The following is a 17223-nucleotide window of genomic DNA, read 5'->3' on the forward strand; positions in this document are numbered from 1 at the left end:
GGTCGTACGTGATGACGCGTGGCTCAGTAGGAGCTCAGCGAGGACGAAGGCACGGTCGGCGCGCCGTCCTGGAGGTCGATCTTGTTGACCGCCGCGCGGACTTCGTCTTCCTTGCTGTCCTTGATGTTGCGCGTCGCGGTCATCGCCTCGATGACGTCGCCGAGAATGGTGCCGATCTTCTGCAGCGACTCATTGATCTCGTACTGCTTCTTGTCGAACGCCGCGCGCCCGATGCCGTGCCACTGGCCTTCGAGCCCGTCGATCACACCCTGAAGCCCGTGCACGCGCTTGGCGATGCCGTCGTACTTGTCGAGCATCTGCTTCTGAATATCGACTACTGCGGCATCTTCGAGCTTCTGCTTGTTGGACATGGTCAGCTCACCCTTCTTGTGTTGACTGATTCGCAGTCTGGCTGGAAATCCCAGTCACCTGGCACGCCGTGCGCGAGCTACGGCCACGCCCGCGCCACCGATGACGAGCACGGCGGCGGCACCGCCGAGCGCGATCCAGAGCGTGTTGCTGTCGTTGGACGGCTCGGCGGTTGATCCTGCCGCCGAGGTACCGCCGGCAGAACCCTTGCCCGGATTCTTTGACGCGGCCGACGCGGACGGAGTCGATGCGGCCGAGGAGGAACTCGCCGACTTGGCCAGCAGGTTGCCGCCGTTCTCCTTCGCGAGCGGGTCGACGTTCGGGGCACCCGCGTCGTACTTGGCGTTCTCCAACACCATGCGAGGACGGACGAACCCGTAACCGGCGTACTTGCTCGGGTCGTTCTCCGGCCACGTCCGGCTCGCCGTGTCGATCAGGGAGCGGGTGACCTGGTTGACCGTCCAGTCGGGGTGGGCGGACCAGATGAGGGCGGCGGAGGCGGAGGCGATGGCGGTCGCCTGGCTCGTGCCACCCGTATCGCAATACGCGTGGAACTTGGTGTCGCAATATCCCGGAATACCTGTGCCGGGTGCTACGAGATCGACGTAGTTTCCGTACGAGGAGAACTTCGTGACGGTGAACGACGAGTCAACCGCCGCGATGCCCACCACATAGGGGTAGGCGGCTGGATAGTCCACATTGCCATCGCCCTTCCCGGTACCCGAGTTGCCTACGGCGGCGATCATCAGCTTGCCCTTTGAAGCGGCGTACTTGACCGCTTCCTCCTCCTCAGGGCTGACGTATCCCCCGATCGACATGCTGATGATCTTTGCGTCAGTGTCGGCCGCAGCCCTGATCGCCTGCCAGGGCTCGGGCGTCTTCTTCTGCTCTGCCGAACCGACTTTCAAGCCTTTGAGATCGACGCGATACGGGACGATCTTCGCACCCGGTGCCAGCCCCTTCAGGCTGCCTCTCGCCCCGCTACCCGCGATCAGCTCGGCCATGGACGTGCCGTGGCCGTCGAAGTCGACGGTGGCGTGATAGGAGACCGCCTTGGGGACATCGTCCACCAGCACCTGCCCCTTCAAAGAGGGTGTGTCAGGGTTCACCCCGGTGTCGATGACGGCTACCTTGACGCCCTTCCCCGTGCTGACCTTCCACATCTTCTCGGCCTGCATCTGGTCCAGGTACCACTGCTTCGACTGGACATCGTCAGCAGCGGCATTGGGGGCGAATCCCACGCCGACCACGGCCAGGGCGCCAACCGCCGCGCTCACGGCACGCACTCGTCTGGCACGGCGCGTCCTGAGGAGCGCAGCCCTCTGGGCTCGTCGGCTGGTCGCTGACTTCATGGCGTTGACTGTCCTCGCTCGCGCTCAGTTGACGGCCGGCGGCACATCACGCCGCGGCGGGGTGGGGAGACGGGTTTCTTCTTCGTTCTCAACAAGGTGGTCGGCGGGCCGAGTTCCGTCCGTGCGTTCCCTGTCGCCGTGCTTTCCTTGGTGGTTACCAGGTCCGCGTACGAGGCCGGAGCCGCCGCGCGTCATGCCGTTGCGTTCGGCCTGGGCAAGGGATTTACGTTGGGTGGGCGTGGCCGTGACACTCTCCGGAGTGCCCGTACGACCACGCGCCCCCTGCGAGCTCGGACCCGGCCTTGTCGCGGTCTCGGGCGCTCCGAAGACCCCGCGCTGCCCGGGCCGACCGCCCGTCGACCGGGAACCGGCCGCCTCCTCGCCACCGATGACATTGCCACGCGGAATCCTCGCCCCGCCCTTCCCCTGGTTGCCCGTGGAGGACGTGGGCCGCCCGCCCACGACTCCGTTCGAACGTCCGGCGCCGGTGGCCGGGCCGGCGCTGCCTCGGGGGGTCGCCGTAGCGCCTGATCGCGGGACACCACCAGTGACACCTCGCCCCATCGGCGACGGTTTCGCTCCTGAAGCAGTGCCCTTGGCGAGGGACCGGCCAGTCTCCGTAGCACGACCCATCTGACTCGTGGGGCCGCGGCCGACAGACCGCTCTGCTCCCGAATTGCCCAGACCGGAGGTACCACTTCGCCCTTGCGCGGAGAAGGTGGTCCGGAAGCCGCCGGCGCTTCTACTCACGGGACCATTGAGAAGGGGAGTCCCGAAGCCGCTCTCGAACCCGTTGGCCTGGCCTCCCCCCGGGGCAGGGGCACCCGTGACCGGCGGATTGTGAACCGTGCTGGGCACTGTGGTGGCCGGCGGAAGTGTGCCAACACTGTCGATGTTCGTGTGCGTCGGCACATCAGGGGGAGTCACATGATCGGTGGTGTGTTGCGCGGGCGGCGTGACGTCACTTGGGACATCGTGTTTGCCGGTACTGCCCGTGGATGACACGACCTTAGCGTGGTGATCCGCAACACGCGACGCACCGGTCACTTCCGTGTTCGGGGATGTGATCCGCTGATAATCCCCCCGCTCGTTCTTCTGAGCCCGCGGCACACCCACATCCGGCATGGCCGTGAACTCAGGCGCCTTGCTGTTCAAAGCCGCCAGCTCGTCCTTGGACACCACGTAGTACGACGACAGCCGGTTCATCTGGTTGATCGCCTCTTGGCGATCCTTCTCCACGCGTACGGCCGCCGCGTACTCGTCCTTGTTCGCGACCTTCTCGGCCGCCGTGAACTTCGTGGGGTGTTTGCGCTCAGCCTGGGTGTCACGAGGGGGCATGGCACTACGCACCGACGCCAGCCCCATCGCGGCAGCAGTGATCTGATCCCCCGCGCCCCCGGCGAAACTGCTCAGGCTGTGCGTCTGGATGACGAGTTCGCTCCCCCACTTACGGAACGCCTCGCCCGACTCCCCAGCCCACCGGACTTTGTCGATGTGACCGTCGAGCTCCTCGGCCGCCGCCTTGATCGCGTCACGCGCGTCCCACAGAGCCTTGCCGGAGGACTCCAGGTCCTCCGGGTTCGTCCGCTCCACGAGGTCGATCATCTCGTTGAGCGGGCGGTTCTCGAAGTTCGTACGACGGTCGGCGGACGGCCCGTGCACGGAGTCGTGGACGGCCTGGCCCTGCGACGTGCTCTCGACCACCGCGCGCACTGGGTTGTAGAAGAGGCCGGCCAGCAGTCCGTTCTCTCGCGGTCGCTCCTCGACGCCCCGTGCCAGGTCGGTGAACTGATTCTGGCTGGAGACCCTTTTCAGGTCCGCCTTGTGCTGGTCGTCAGTCATCGTCACCCACTCATGCCGGAGTTGGCGGTGTTGGTGCGCTCGGGACCCGAGGCCCCGTTGATCCTTGTGATCTCAGTCTGGATCTCCCAGAACCGCCGACGCTGATCCTCTTCCACCCCGTCGAAGGTGCCCCTGGCACCCTGCACGGCGATGCCGATCGCCTCGATCTGCAGATGGAGCATCTTGGACAGGGCCGTGAGCTTGTCGTGGACCGCGTGGTACTCGTCGTACAGGCCGTCCGCCTCATGGAAGGCGCCTCGCCCGCCCCTGTGGATCGACCCCGCACTGACCGTCTGCGCACCCACCCGTTTCGGATTCCCCGCCGAACTCTCAAGATCGCGCAGGACCTTGTCCACGCGGCTCACGAAGTCGGTCAGCGCTTCGCTGCTCGCCTCCAGGTCCTTCGCCCTGGTAGCCGACACGCCCCCCACCATGTCTGCCGGAAGCACGACGCTCCTCCCCGTTTCCCCGTACATCCATCGGCCACCGTCGAACCGAGGACGATCAACCGCTCACTCTACGATCGCAAAGCGAGCCACTCCTGACAACGCGTTTACCACTCTAGTCAACCTGTACATCGGGGCCAACCGGCCTGTGTGTTAACTCAGTTACGGGGCCAGGCCAGACGCCACAGTCTGCCGGTTTTGTCACTTTACGACTTATGGATCACGCGTCAGCAGCACTGGCGCCCCGCCGGAGGCCCGAGCCCGCGCGACCACGTCGGATGCCGCCGGACGGGCCCCGCTGCAATCTTCATGGAATTCCCACACGCGATCGATCGCTCCGGATCACCACGGCTCCCACGCGCCCCTCGGGGCGCATCGATGTCGAAAAGGGGCGCCCGGTCGAGTCACACGCCGGCAACGCCGGGTTTCGGCCCCGCGGCCTTCCGATGCCGACGAGCAAGCACGGATGTGGCCGCCATCCGTCGACCAACCACACATTCAGCGCCCGCTCGAACCTTCACGATCGACAATCCGCGCACATCGGACCCGACCCTAATTTTCCTCGGCACGGGTTGCTAACTTGACCAATCATCGTGAACAGGAGACGGCATCGCCTGCCGACCGGTGCGCCGGAGGCAGAGCACGGGGGAAGGTGGCCAAAGGTGGGCTGGGACGAATGGGAGCAGCTCAAGGGCGACGCGCTGGCGCGCCAGGAGAGCTCCACGCACATGCAACTCAACTCGATCCCGGCCGATCCCGGCGGCGGGAATCCGCAGGGTGACCTGCGGGTCAGCCAGAGCGACCTCGCCGCGGTCGGCGACGCCGCGTACGAGTTGCACCAAGCCTTCCAGCACGACAGCGACCTCGCCCGTATGAGTTCCATCAAGGCCGGCGACGGTCTCAAGAGCGAGGGTTACGAGATCGGTTCGGCGCTGGACCACGTCGCCGAGCACTGGGTGGACCAGGTCCAGTCGCTCCTCGACGCGACGGCCCACATCTCCAACCACCTCGACTACACCAAGGGCGCGCACGCGGGCGACGAGGCGTACATCGCGGGCACGCTCAGCAGCATCGCCACGCTCGACCAGGGCTTCGACGAGCGGAAGGGCAGCTGAACCCCGTGGAACTCGACGCGCTCCGCTACGGCAACTTCCACCAGCTCGACGAGGCGATCACCGACTGGCAGAACATGGCGAAGAAGCTCAAGACCCTCGCCACCGACGCCGATAAAAACCTCAAGGGCAAGGCCGACAAGGCGGACTGGGCCGGTGTCAACGCCACGGTCACCCGTGAGTTCATCGACAAGACGGTGGGCGAGTTCGCGGACGCCCACACTCAGGCGGACACCGTCGCCAACATCCTCAGTGACACCCGAGGCGAACTCGTCGGCTATCGCGACCAGTTGAACGAAGCCGTCGCGGGCGGTCAGAAGAAGAGCCTGACGGTATTGGACACCGGCCAGGGCACCTTCGTCGTCACCCGGACCACCCGCCCCGACTGGGCTTCCGATCCCAGCGGCCGGTCAGACGCCGTGGACCAGCAGGAAGTCGACGCCCTGCGCGACGAGATCCAGCACATCCTCACCAAGGCCACCGAGAGTGACTCCACCGCGGCCAAGGCGCTGCGCCTCATCGTCGACCAGGCCAAGTACGGTTTCTCCGACGCCAGTTACGAGAACCGGGACGCTGCGGCCAAGGCCATCGCCGACGCCGACGCGATGGCCAAGATCCTCGCCAAGAACCCGCACGACGTGACGAACACGGAACTCGCGAGCCTCAACGCCACCCTGGTGAAATACAAGAACGACCCTCTTTTCGCGGAGGAGTTCGCCGAGCAGGTGGGCCCCAAGAAGCTCCTCACCTTCTATGCCGGCATCGCCGACCCCTACCAGGGCGGCTACGACCCCGCACGCGGCGAGCAGGCCAAGCAGCTCCAGAAGAACCTCGGCATCACCATCGGCCGCGCCACACTCTCTGACAGCGACAGGATGCAGAGCTGGGAGAGCCAGATGACCAGGCTCGGCCCGGACCAGCTCGGCATCGACGACGCGAGCAATCCGACCGGCTATGCCGTCATGAGCAATCTCATGCGCTTCGGCGACTACGACGACCAGTTCCTCAACGACTACGGCGACAAGCTCCTCGCCTACGACAAACAGGTCAACGGCGAGGGCATCAGCCTCTGGGTCAACAACGCCAACCAGGGAGACCTCAACTACTGGGGCTACAAGAACGACCGGGGCCGCGACCCGGTGACGGGATTCCTGGAGGCTCTGGGGCACAATCCGGGAGCGTCGGAGCAGTTCTTCGCCCGGCCTGATGTACCGGAGGGAACCGTGGACAGGGACACCGTCGACGCGAACTCCGAGGTCAACGAGCACCTCAAGTACCTGACCCAGGAGCGTGTCTGGGTGTCCGACGCCACCATGGAAGGCAACCACGACTTCATCGCCGGGCGGGACTCACTCGGCCATGCTCTCGAAGCCGCCACGACCGGATACGCGTACGACGCCACCGCGGACGCGGTGAAGGCCGGTGGTGACCATCGCACTGCCGCTACCGCGGCCGTGATGGAACAGGTGGCCTATCTCTACGGAGGCGAGGACGGCCCGAAGTTGCTGCACGACCAGCCCGAACTCGCCGACAGCCTGGGCAAGATAGGCGGCGCGTACATCGATGACATCGACTACGAGCTGTCCGGTATCGGCGACCACGGCAAGGACGGTAGCGATTTCCCTGCCCAGTACGCCGGACGCGCCCGGTTCGGGAACCAGGGAGCCATCGACTTCCTGAGCGTCCTCGGGCAGAACGAGGATTCGCACAAGGGCGTGACGGCCGCTCAGCACCTCTACACCTTGAGCATGCTGGACGCGAACCCGGCTACCAGCGAGGCCCACATGAACCACGCCCGTGACGTCATGGCGGTCGGTGCCGAGGCACGTGGCATCCTCGACAACTCCCGTGTGCAGCAGGCGGAGACGACGTACGGCCAGAACTCGGAAGAAGCCAACAAGGCGCTGGGCAGGTCGGCCGACTGGAAGAAGCTGCTTGTGGGGGCGGTCGTGGCGGGCGGAGTCGCAGCCGTACCGCTGCCCGGCTCGACGGCTGCCGCACTCGTCATCGCCCCTCTCGCCGCGGACACTCTCACCGACGCGGCCAACACACTGCTCGGGCAGGAAATCGACAAGGCTACGGACGCCGCCGAATCCGATCCGCTCAACCAGTCGCAGATGACCAGCCGGCAGTTCTACGGCAGGGGAGTCGACGACCTCGGATCAACGTACGAGTCGTACCTCCAGGGCCACCCGGAGGCAAAAGCGACGGCCGACGGTCAACAGTGGATCGAAGAGACGAAAAGCAGCTATCTGGGTACCGGCTCGCATGAGAACGACTACCGGGGCCGACCTCCTTACAAGGACTGACCAGGGACAGGGAATGCGTCGATTTACAGGGCGTCGCGCACGAATGAATGCTCTCGCCATCACTGCGGCTGCCATATTCGTCAGCGGTTGCAGCAACAATACCGACGACAGCGATACGGCGGGGCAGGACGCCGGTACACCAGCAGCGAAGGTGTGCGACGGGACCCTGGACCCGGCTGCTTCAGCCGCGCTGCGACGGCTGGCCGGCTCGGATCGGTTCGACGAACTCACCGGGACCAATGAGGCAGGCGAGCCCAACATCTTCTCCTTGACCAGAGCCGTCAAGCATCTGCACGACGAGTACAACAAACGGAGCGCGTGCAGACTGTACAAATCCGGCGACAACAGCGGCCAACCCCTTCTGGAAGTCCGTTTTTCGGCATCAAGCAATCACCCCTCGGCCTCCGCGGCGGAATCTGGCAGCGACCGGGTCTCATATCCCTTGGGTGTCTATGCACTGGCCGGCAGCAACGGGGCGGATCTCTTCTTCCACTGTCCCACCAAGGCGACCACCAGCGGCGCATCGGTCGACGATACCAACTACGTAAAAGCAGAAATGTCTGCGATAGCCAACAACCTTGATGGCAACAGCGTGAACAAAGACCGCATGGTGGTGCTGAATTCTATGGCCAGGGCAGTCGCCAAGGCCGCAGGCTGCGCTTCCACCGCCGCGCTGCCGACACAGGTACCGGAGGCCAACGGCAGTTGAGTCCGGAGGAACGTCTCAGCCCTGTTCTGCATTCACACGTTCCGCCACCGTCAGACGTGTGCCGAACACGGTCTCCGAGAGGCGGAGTACAACAAGGCGGCGGGCGAGCGCCTCGCGCTCCAAGAGGAGGTCGCCGGCATGGTGAAGCGATCAGCACCTGCATCGGCCAGCGAATCGACAAGGGAGTGGACGATGCACGGTAGGCATCAGCATCGCGTACACCGACGACGCCGCTGTGTCACTGCTCAAGTGCCGTGGGACCGACGTGCAGAAGGAGGACATCAGCACCCTCATCAAGGTCCTGAAGCCCGCGCGGCCGGACGAGTCGGCCATCAAGAGCCCGATCAACGACTACACGGCGAAGGTCAAGAAACAGGGGCCCTGCAAGAAGCGGAGCTCCTTCTGAGCGGGTGTCGGCGCTGCCAACCGGGGCCACGCTTCTCCACCCCCGTCAACTCCCCGCCCCGCCACGCCCCATAACCCGCCCCCGCCGCCGACGCGAATCCCGCACCGCCACCGCGGTCCCCCCAAGCCCCGCCACCGCCAGCAACCCACCCACGACCACATACGTCCCCAGCCGTGTGTTCCGTTCGTCCGCCGTCTCGCCGAAGTGCAGGGGAGTCACCGACGGAGCCTCGGCCTTGGAGACGCCGCCCTCGGGGGCCGGGGACTCCACGGGGTGTTCGGGGTCGACGTCCGTGAGGGCCTTGACCGGGTCTACGACGCCCCAGCCGACGAGGCGGTCGTGGCCGGAGATCGAGCGTTCTGCGGTCTGTTCGATCTGGGCGACGATCTGGCGTGCCGTCCAGTGCGGGTACTTGGCCTTCAACAGGGCTGCCACGCCCGCGACATAGGGCGCCGAGAAGCTCGTACCGTTGTCGGAGCAGTGGCCGCCGCCGGGCACCGTGGAGATCATGTCGACGCCGGGTGCGGCCACGCCGACGAACTCGCCGGACTGGGAGAAGGAGGCGCGTTCGTTGTTGCGGTCGGAGGCCGCGACGGCGAGGACGCCGTCGTAGGAGGCCGGGTAGGTGACCTTGACGTTGCCGCCGAGGCCGTCGTTGCCGGCCGAGGCGACGATCACGACGCGCTGGGCAAGGGCGTAGTCCACGGCTTGGCGGAGGCGGTCGTCGGGGGCTACGGCGTTCGCCGTGTCCTGGGAGATGTTGATGACGCCGGCGCCCTTGGCCACGGCGTCGCGGATCGCCGTCGCGAGGGTGGCGGCCGTGCCGTCGCCCTCCGCGTCGTTCTGCTTGATCGGGATGATCGTCGCGTCGGGGGCCAGGCCCACGAAGCCCGTGCCCTTGGCGGGGCGGGCCGCGATGATGCCGGCCACCCGGGTGCCGTGGCCGACCGTGTCCGTGGTGCCCTGGCTGTTGCCGCGGTCGATCGTCTCGCCCTTGGTGTTCTTGGGGGGAAGCAGGTTCTCGCCCTTGGACGCGTCGACCGCCGACTTCAACTGCTTGTTCTTGACGTCAACTCCGGTGTCGATCACCGCCACCTTGACGCCCTTGCCGGTGGACTCCGCCCACAACTCGTCGAGATTGACGCGCTGCAGGGCCCACGGGCGGCCCGTGTAGTCCTTCGACGGGAACGTGCACTGGCCGTCGTCCGCCCACACCGGAGTCACCAGCAACGGTGACATCGACAGGGGTACGGCCACCATCGAGGCCGCCACCGTGACCCTCAACATCCGCGCGATCAGCATCAGTTGAACCCCTCGCCCGTTTCTCTCACGAACCCTGCGGCTGCCGTGCCGCCGCCTCCGACAGGCGGGGGCCCATCGGCAGGAACGTCGACCACTCGGCGGGGACGGGGGTGGGGGTGACCTTCTCGTAGCCGAGGCGGGTCTGCGCGATCTCGGCCTCGCTCAGTTCCTGTTTGCGCTGCGCGGCGGTGGTGCCGATGCCGCTGTCGTCGGTGGCGCTGTCGCTGTTGGACTGCAGGGCGTAGCGCAGGCCCGTGTCGGTGACCAGGAAGACCGGGCCGGCCTTCGCCTCGGTGCCCTTGACCTGGCGGAAGAGCTGACCAGAACCGGCGGTGACGTACGCGCTGGAGGAGCCGGTGGGCAGCTGCGCCGGGTAGTCCGTGCCGACCCAGGTGGAGAGCGTGGTCCTGTTGTCCGCGCCGACCGAACGCAGCACGTTGCAGACGGTGTTGGGGCCGCTGGTGGCGCTGGTGCCGTCATTGACGGTCCTCGGTTTGTACGTCGGCCAGTTCTTGTCGGCGTCGAAGGCGGTGCTGTCGGCGACCGCGCCGGGGCTGACCTGCTGGGCCTCGCCCGCCTGGCCGACGTCGACGAGGTCCCCGCTGTTGAGCAGGAGCGTGGCGGTGAACTCGGAGATACGGGCCACCTTGCCGGGCAGCACCACGTAGTACTGCATCACCTGGCCGGCGTAGGCCCTGATGACCTCGCCGACCTTGTCGTAGTCCCCCAGGAGAGTGGAGGCGCCGGCCTTCGCGCCCGGGGTGCCGCCGGTGATCTTCGGGATGGAGATCTCGTCGCCCTTGTGGAGGGTGTCGAGCCATTCCTGGGAGACGCGCTGCGGGGCGCGGCCGCGGGTGTCGAGGGCCTTGAGGAGTTCGGTGTCCGAGGGGTCGGCGATCTTGTACGCGGTGCCCTGGGCGTCGACCACGTACTGCGTTCTGCCGTCCGGGGCGACGACGTACATCAGGTCGCCGCCGGAGAGCTTGCCGGTGCCCTCCGTCTTCGGCCACTCCTTCTTCGCGAGGACGAACGTCGCCTTCTGGATGGCGCGTCCGCCGGCGCTGGGGCGTTCGCACACGGCCCAGCGCTTGGCCGCCTCGGCCTCGTCGGAGGAGGGGAGGCGGTCGGGGGCGTAGGGGATGCCGATGGTGGCGCCGTGCGGGAGCTTGCCGTTGTCGAGGACGTTCTCGTCGACGGTGATGACGCTGGACTTGTTCGGATCCAGGAGGAGTTTCGCGGAGGCCATGTTGAGGACCGGGTGCAGCTGCTTCTGCTTGTTCTTGCCGGTGGTCAGCACCACGTACCGGGTGGTCGACTTGCTCGCGACGATGACGTGCGACTCGACGTCGGCCCAACCCTGCGGCGCCGTCGGCTTGAACATGCCGATCCCGCCGAACACCGCGAGGATCACCACGCCGACGACGACGCCGGGCACCAGCGCGCCCAGCGGTTTCGGCGCACCTTCTTCCGAGCCCGTCGGGGACGGCTGCAGGAAGGACGCCAGCGTGCGGCGCTTCGCGAAGGTGTAGGCGTTGAGTTCGTCGCGCCGTGATGCCATCTGTGTCCGCTCTCTCCCCGTGCGGAGCCGTGGAGGACCTGTGGAGATACGTCTCCCGCCCCCGATTGCCTCTGATACCTCAGGTGTCAGACCCGCCCCCTACTATGCCTGTTGCGTGGGTGTGCTTGTGTCACGGGTAGGGTGCTCTGGCCCTGAGGGGACCAGTGCGCAGGGAATTTCGGGAGAGTTCGGGGGTTTTGGAGTGATGGCTTCCGCAACGTGGAACCGGTCGCGATCGCAATCAGGATCCGCGTCCGGATCGCGATCAGGATCCGGCTCGGATCGCGTGAGCGTTTCGGGTCCGTACCGCGGTTCCTTCACGCCTCATCTGAAGTCGCGTTCGGGGCGCGGGGGTTCGTTCACGACCCAGCGGCTGGTCCTGCTGGAGGTCGCGGCGGCGCTCGTGGTCTCCGGCTGGCTCGTCGGCCCGGTCGCGCTCGTGCCCTCGGTCGTCGTCGCCGCACTCCTCGTGGTCCTCGCCGTCGTGCGACGCCGGGGGCGCTCCCTGCCGGAGTGGCTCGGCACCCTGCTGGCGCTGCGGTCCCGGGTGCGGCGGGCCGCGAACACCCCGGTGCCGCCGGGGACGGACGCCGGTCTCGCGCCCGCCGTGGAGTGCGACCCGAGCCTGCGGACGTACAGCTACCAGCGCGGTGACGACCGCGACCAGCGGCCGGTCGGGATGATCGGTGACGGCGACTTCCTCACCGCGGTGCTCCAAGTGGAGTCCGACGCGGGCGCGTTGCGTGCCGAGCGCGGACGCAGACCGCTGCCCGTGGGGCTGGTCCGGGACACCCTCGACGTCGACGGCATCCGCCTCGAGTCGGCGCAGATCGTGGTGCACACGCAGCCCGCGCCCGCGCTGCATCTGCCGCAGCAGTCGGTCGTGGTGAGCAACTACGCGCCGCTGCAGGCCCAGACCGGCTCCCCCGCCGTCCGTATCACCTGGATCGCGCTGAAGCTCGACCCCGAGCTGTGCCCCGAGGCGGTGGCCGCGCGCGGGGGCGGACTCGTCGGGGCGCAGAAGTGCCTGGTGCGGTCGGCGGAGCATCTGTCGAGCCGGCTGTCCGGTGCGGGGCTGCGCGCCAACGTGCTCACCGAGGAGGAGCTGAGGGCCGCGATCGCCACCTCCGCGTGCGCCAACCCGATGGTGACCGCGCAGGCCGGGCGGAGCGAGGCACCGCAGCGGCGGACCGAGGAGTCCAGCCGCAGCTGGCGCTGCGACAACCGCCGGCACACCACCTACTGGGTGCGCCGCTGGCCCCAACTGGGCGAGTCCGGAACGTCGTTGGCGCAGCTCGTGGCCCAGCTGACGGCGGTGCCCGCGCTGGCGACGACCTTCAGCCTGACCCTGGCCCGCGGCGAGCAGCAGGACGTGGCCCTCACCGGACACCTGCGGATCACCGGCCGCAGCAACCAGGAACTGACCGACGCCCGGCGCGAGTTGGAGCAGGCGGCCCGGCAGGCACGCACCGGCCTGGCCCGCCTCGACCGCGAACAACTCCCCGGCGTCCTCGCCACGTTGCCCCTCGGAGGTGCCCGCTGATGACCGTGACGACCATGACGACGACAGAGCCCGGCACCACCGGCATCGCCGCGCGGCTGCGTACCGGGTTCGGCCTGCTCGGCCCCCGCCACCCCCGGCACTCACTGCCCGCCGACCAGGTGGAGGCGCTCTCGCTGCCCATCGGGGACGACGGTGTGGTGGTGGGCATCGACCCCGAGGGCCGGCCCGCCGTGCTGGGCGTCAACCGCCCGACGCCGTACGACATCCTGCTCATCAGCGGCCTGTGGACGGCCCAGGTGCTCGCGCTGCGCGCGGCGGCCACCGGGGCGCGCGTCGCCGTCGAGACGGGACGGCCGCAGGCCTGGATGCAGATGGTGCACGCGATGGGCGGCGGGCAGAACGGCCTCGCGGTGTACGACGTCGGCCGCGTCCCCCCGCAGGGCGCCTCCGCGGGGACGCCCGTGCTGGTGGTGCGGGACTGCGGGATGCGGCCCCCGCGCGGGCGGGTGACGTCGGCGCCCTGGCAGTCCGTGCTGACCCTGCTGCCGTATCTCAGCCCGGTGGCGCCCCGGTTGATGCGGCAGGCGCGGCTGGTGGGTGTGCAGCGGGTGTCGCCGGACGAGGCGGCCGAGATCGGGCGCGTGATCGGGTTGCCGCGCTCCGACCTGGAGTCACTGCCGACGCTGCCCGAAGGCGTCACGCTGTGGTGCACCGAGCGGGACCGGCAGTACGTGATGACCCAGCCGACGGACGCCGAGGTCGGGCTGCTGGGCACGGCCCGCCGCATGGACTGACGGCGGGGCGACGGCGGACAGACGGACCGACGGAGGGGGGATCCGGCGGATTGAAGTGCCCGAGCTGTCGCGATTGGTCGAATTCCAGGGGGATTTGATCCGCTATCGCCGGTCTCGGTCGTGTGGGTGTGCACGAAGGGGTGGGCGGGCCTGCCGAGTCCACGGTTTTGGTGATTAGGCTGGGACAGGGCACGTCACGAGTATCCGCGAGCGGGTGGTGCGTCGCCCAGGGCCAGGGGCTCAGGGGGACGACCCGGCGCATCGGATGTTCGGATGTCAAGAACGGTCGCCCCAGCACGGCATGAGGGTGCTCGACCACACCAGGAGGAATTGTGAGCAGCGATCGGGACGGGATCCGCGGGGGCTGGGCCACGCCCGGCGATGACCAGCCCGATGACGAGTCCGCCATCGAGATGACGGGCGAGTTCACGATCGACTACGCCCCGCCGGCCTGGTACACACAGAACTCGTCGGGCACGCCCGCAGAGGCATCGCCGACGCCCGCACCGCCTACGGCACCTGCGCCGCCTTCGGCGCAGACTCCGGCGAACGGTACGGCCACGCCGCCTCCGCCGTCCTCTCCGGTCGGCCTCCCGTTCTCGACACCGGCGTTGCCGAACAACCCCGGCTTCCCGTCCGCATGGACGGCCGCGGCCCTGGTCTCCGACGAGGACGACGAGGACTCCGAGAGCGGCGACCTGGTGAGCGGCGCGACCATGCGGATCTCGGCCGCCTCGCTGAAGAGGGAGATCACGGAGCGGGGTGGGGTGGCGGGCCCCACACCGGGACCGACAGACGCGGAGGCTCCGGTGACTCCGGGACCGGGACCGGGACCGGCCGAGGGTTCTGCGCGGAATACCGCCAGTGCCGAATCGGGCTCCGGGGAAGGGGAGTTCGAGGGTTCCGAGGACGAAGTGACGGAGACCCCGGACAACGATGACGCCGCCGAGGTGAGCACTCAGGACGAGGACGACGCGGTCGCCGACTCGGAGAGCGCGGACCCTGCTGAGGCCAAGGCTCAGGACGAGAACGAGAGCGCCGACGACGCCTCCGCGCCCGCTGCGCCCGCCGCTGACGCCGATACGTCCCCCGCCACCGACCAGGCGGACGAACCGAGCGACACCGACACCCCGGCCCCCACCTCCGAGCCCGACGCCCCGCAGCCCGCTGCCGCTCCGGCCACCGGCGACCTACCGCCCCTCCCGCCCGCCTGGACCCGCCCGCCGGCCCCGCAGAGCGGTGTCCCGCCCCTGCCCCCCTCCTACCAGCCCGCCGCCCCGGCCCCGGCCGACCACTGGCCCGCACAGCCGCAGCCGGAACCTCAGCCCCAGGCTCAGGCCCAGACTCAGCAGCCCCCGGCCGTGAACCCCGCGCCGCCGCAGCCGCCCCAGCCGCCGTCGCCGCCCCAACAGCCCGCGTTCCAGCAGCCGCAGGCACCCCAGACATCCCAGACACCCCCGCCCGCTCCGGCCGCATGGACCGCCCCCGCTCCACAGGGCGGCCCGGCACCCACGCCCCCGGCCCCGCCACAGAGCGGTTACGGCTTCCCCCAGCCGCCCGCTCAGCCGGCTCCGCCCGCGCCGCCGACCCCGAACGAACAAGGCGGCTACGGCTTCCCCCAGCCCCCGGCCCACCAGAACCACCCGGGCACCCCACCGAACCACCCGGGCACCCCACCGAACGAGCAGGGCAGCTACGGCTTCCCGCCACCGGCGCAGCACAGCCAGCCGGGCACCCCCCAGGGAGCGCCCACCGCACCGCAGGGCCAGCAAGCCGCCCCGCACCCCGGGCCCGCCCCCACCCCGCCGAACCAGCAGGGCGGTTACGGCTTCCCCCCGCCTCCCCCTCAGCAGGACGGCTACGGCTTCCCGCACGCCCCCGCCCCTGCCCCTGCCCAAGGCGCCCCCCGCCCCCGCTTCGCCCCGGAGTCCTGGTCCGACGAGGCGCCGCCCCCGCACGCACCCCACATCCCGCAGCAGGCCGGCGACCCACGGCACCCCGGCCCGCCCCCGCAGGCACCCCAGCAACCGCAGCCGCAGCCGCTGCCGCCGCAGTCCCACCCCCAGGCTCCCTCCGCGCCCCCGGTCGACCCCCGCACAGGTGCCGCCTGGCCGCAGCCCATGCAGCACGACCACCGGCAGCCGGTGAACCCCGGTGCCGCGCCGCTGGGTTACACGGCTGCCGTGGAGCTGTCGTCGGACCGGCTGCTCAGCAACAAGAAGCAGAAGGCGAAGAGCGGCCGGCCGGGTGCCTCGCCGTCGCGGTTCAAGCTGGGCGGCAAGAAGGAAGAGGCCGAGCGGCAGCGGAAGTTGGAGCTGATCCGCACGCCTGTGCTGTCCTGCTACCGGATCGCGGTCATCAGCCTCAAGGGCGGTGTCGGCAAGACCACGACCACCACCGCGCTCGGCTCCACCCTCGCCACCGAGCGCCAGGACAAGATCCTCGCGATCGACGCCAACCCGGACGCCGGCACGCTCGGCCGCCGGGTGCGCCGCGAGACCGGCGCCACCATCCGCGACCTGGTCCAGGCGATCCCGTACCTCAACTCGTACATGGACATCCGCCGGTTCACGTCCCAGGCGCCCTCCGGGCTGGAGATCATCGCCAACGACGTCGACCCGGCCGTCTCGACGACCTTCAACGACGAGGACTACCGGCGCGCGATCGACGTACTGGGCAAGCAGTACCCGATCATCCTCACCGACTCCGGTACCGGTCTCCTCTACAGCGCGATGCGCGGTGTGCTGGACCTCGCCGACCAGCTCATCATCATCTCGACGCCGTCCGTGGACGGCGCCAGCAGCGCGAGTACGACGCTGGACTGGCTGTCGGCGCACGGGTACGCGGACCTCGTCTCGCGCTCGCTCACCGTCATCTCGGGGGTGCGCGAGACCGGCAAGACGATCAAGGTGGAGGACATCGTCAGCCACTTCGAGACGCGTTGCCGGGGTGTCGTGGTCGTGCCGTTCGACGAGCATCTCGCCGCCGGTGCCGAGGTCGACCTCGACATGATGCGGCCGAAGGTCCGGGAGTCGTACTTCAACCTCGCGGCCCTGGTCGCCGAGGACTTCGTCCGCCACCAGCAGATGCACGGCCTGTGGACGAGCGACGGCAACCCCCCGCCGGTACTGGCCCCGCCGATGCCGGGCCAGCAGGGATACCCGGGAGCGCAGGGCTACCCCGGTCAGCAGGGTTATCCGGGTCAGCAGCAGCCGTACTCAGGCCAGCCCGCTCCCGGCCCGTACCCCCCGCAACAGCCTCAGCAACCGCAGCACCAACCGCCGCCCCAGCCGGGCCAGCAGCCGTACGGCCGGCAGCCCGCGTCGCCGTACCCCCAGCACCCGGGACAGCAGGCCCAGCCCTACCCGCAGCACCCGGGCTACGCCCAGCCGCCCGAGGGCACCCCGCCCCCGCCGTCCGCACCCCCGCAGCAGTAGCGCAACCCCGAACGGGGGGGTTGGGGGGGGGGCCGGCGCACGCCAACCGCGCCCCCAGGCCGTCTGACAAAAAAACAAAAAAC

13 protein-coding genes are annotated in these 17223 nt (G+C 68.7%); 7 read left to right on the plus strand and 6 right to left on the minus strand.

Annotated features, from left to right (window positions below; translation table 11 throughout):
* Nucleotides 1-23: 23 nt before the first annotated feature.
* The 4 genes from ACFXC1_RS19805 to ACFXC1_RS19820 all read right to left on the minus strand — a co-directional run bounded on the left by ACFXC1_RS19805 (nt 24) and on the right by ACFXC1_RS19820 (nt 3985).
* A complete protein-coding gene (locus ACFXC1_RS19805; protein WP_043683474.1) occupies nt 24-371 on the minus strand; it encodes a WXG100 family type VII secretion target in 348 nt (115 codons plus the stop codon).
* Nucleotides 372-425: 54 nt separating this feature from the next.
* On the minus strand, nt 426-1655 hold the full coding sequence (locus tag ACFXC1_RS19810) for a S8 family serine peptidase (protein ID WP_381244943.1): 1230 nt from the start codon (nt 1653-1655) through the stop codon (nt 426-428).
* 90 nt (nt 1656-1745) lie between these two features.
* Entirely contained in the window at nt 1746-3563 is a 1818-nt protein-coding gene (locus tag ACFXC1_RS19815; protein ID WP_381244359.1) for a hypothetical protein, read from the minus strand.
* Between the two features lie 2 nt (nt 3564-3565).
* Nucleotides 3566-3985: a hypothetical protein gene (locus ACFXC1_RS19820; protein WP_381244361.1), complete on the minus strand. Its 420-nt coding sequence runs from the start codon at nt 3983-3985 to the stop codon at nt 3566-3568.
* A gap of 686 nt (nt 3986-4671) precedes the next feature.
* On the opposite strand from ACFXC1_RS19820, the gene ACFXC1_RS19825 reads away from it, so the two are divergent.
* The 4 genes from ACFXC1_RS19825 to ACFXC1_RS19840 all read left to right on the plus strand — a co-directional run bounded on the left by ACFXC1_RS19825 (nt 4672) and on the right by ACFXC1_RS19840 (nt 8545).
* A complete protein-coding gene (locus ACFXC1_RS19825; RefSeq protein WP_381244363.1) occupies nt 4672-5124 on the plus strand; it encodes a hypothetical protein in 453 nt (150 codons plus the stop codon).
* A gap of 5 nt (nt 5125-5129) precedes the next feature.
* A complete protein-coding gene (locus ACFXC1_RS19830) occupies nt 5130-7430 on the plus strand; it encodes a hypothetical protein (protein ID WP_381244365.1) in 2301 nt (766 codons plus the stop codon).
* A 43-nt stretch (nt 7431-7473) separates the two neighbouring features.
* Complete coding sequence (locus ACFXC1_RS19835; protein WP_381244367.1) at nt 7474-8139, plus strand: hypothetical protein; 666 nt, start codon at nt 7474-7476, stop codon at nt 8137-8139.
* A 235-nt stretch (nt 8140-8374) separates the two neighbouring features.
* On the plus strand, nt 8375-8545 hold the full coding sequence (locus tag ACFXC1_RS19840; RefSeq protein WP_381244369.1) for a hypothetical protein: 171 nt from the start codon (nt 8375-8377) through the stop codon (nt 8543-8545).
* Nucleotides 8546-8590: 45 nt separating this feature from the next.
* Here ACFXC1_RS19840 and mycP read toward each other — a convergent pair whose 3' ends face one another.
* Both mycP and eccB read right to left on the minus strand, forming a co-directional pair.
* Nucleotides 8591-9847, minus strand: coding sequence for a type VII secretion-associated serine protease mycosin (mycP, locus tag ACFXC1_RS19845; protein WP_381244371.1), 1257 nt, complete (start codon nt 9845-9847; stop codon nt 8591-8593).
* Nucleotides 9848-9872: 25 nt separating this feature from the next.
* Nucleotides 9873-11405 (minus strand): type VII secretion protein EccB, encoded by a 1533-nt coding sequence (eccB, locus tag ACFXC1_RS19850; protein ID WP_381244373.1) that lies wholly within the window; start codon nt 11403-11405, stop codon nt 9873-9875.
* Between the two features lie 205 nt (nt 11406-11610).
* Between eccB and eccE the strand changes: the two genes are divergently transcribed.
* The 3 genes from eccE (at nt 11611) to ACFXC1_RS19865 (ending at nt 17140) form a co-directional block, all read left to right on the plus strand.
* A complete protein-coding gene (gene eccE, locus ACFXC1_RS19855; RefSeq protein ID WP_381244375.1) occupies nt 11611-12948 on the plus strand; it encodes a type VII secretion protein EccE in 1338 nt (445 codons plus the stop codon).
* Nucleotides 12948-13703: a hypothetical protein gene (locus ACFXC1_RS19860; protein WP_381244377.1), complete on the plus strand. Its 756-nt coding sequence runs from the start codon at nt 12948-12950 to the stop codon at nt 13701-13703. The genes eccE and ACFXC1_RS19860 overlap by 1 nt, the downstream gene beginning before the upstream one ends.
* Nucleotides 13704-14035: 332 nt before the next feature.
* Complete coding sequence (locus ACFXC1_RS19865) at nt 14036-17140, plus strand: SCO5717 family growth-regulating ATPase (protein ID WP_381244379.1); 3105 nt, start codon at nt 14036-14038, stop codon at nt 17138-17140.
* Nucleotides 17141-17223: the final 83 nt, after the last annotated feature.

Source organism: Streptomyces hokutonensis, from assembly GCF_042751305.1.
Classification (GTDB): domain Bacteria; phylum Actinomycetota; class Actinomycetes; order Streptomycetales; family Streptomycetaceae; genus Streptomyces; species Streptomyces hokutonensis_A.

What these genes read in the sequence shown, in the direction of transcription:
- ACFXC1_RS19805 (WP_043683474.1), bottom strand. Translation starts at nt 371, where the DNA reads ATGTCCAACAAGCAGAAGCTCGAAGATGCCGCAGTAGTCGATATTCAG.
- ACFXC1_RS19815 (WP_381244359.1), bottom strand. Translation starts at nt 3,563, where the DNA reads ATGACTGACGACCAGCACAAGGCGGACCTGAAAAGGGTCTCCAGCCAG.
- ACFXC1_RS19835 (WP_381244367.1), top strand. Translation starts at nt 7,474, where the DNA reads ATGAATGCTCTCGCCATCACTGCGGCTGCCATATTCGTCAGCGGTTGC.
- mycP (WP_381244371.1), bottom strand. Translation starts at nt 9,847, where the DNA reads ATGCTGATCGCGCGGATGTTGAGGGTCACGGTGGCGGCCTCGATGGTG.
- eccB (WP_381244373.1), bottom strand. Translation starts at nt 11,405, where the DNA reads ATGGCATCACGGCGCGACGAACTCAACGCCTACACCTTCGCGAAGCGC.
- eccE (WP_381244375.1), top strand. Translation starts at nt 11,611, where the DNA reads ATGGCTTCCGCAACGTGGAACCGGTCGCGATCGCAATCAGGATCCGCG.
- ACFXC1_RS19860 (WP_381244377.1), top strand. Translation starts at nt 12,948, where the DNA reads ATGACCGTGACGACCATGACGACGACAGAGCCCGGCACCACCGGCATC.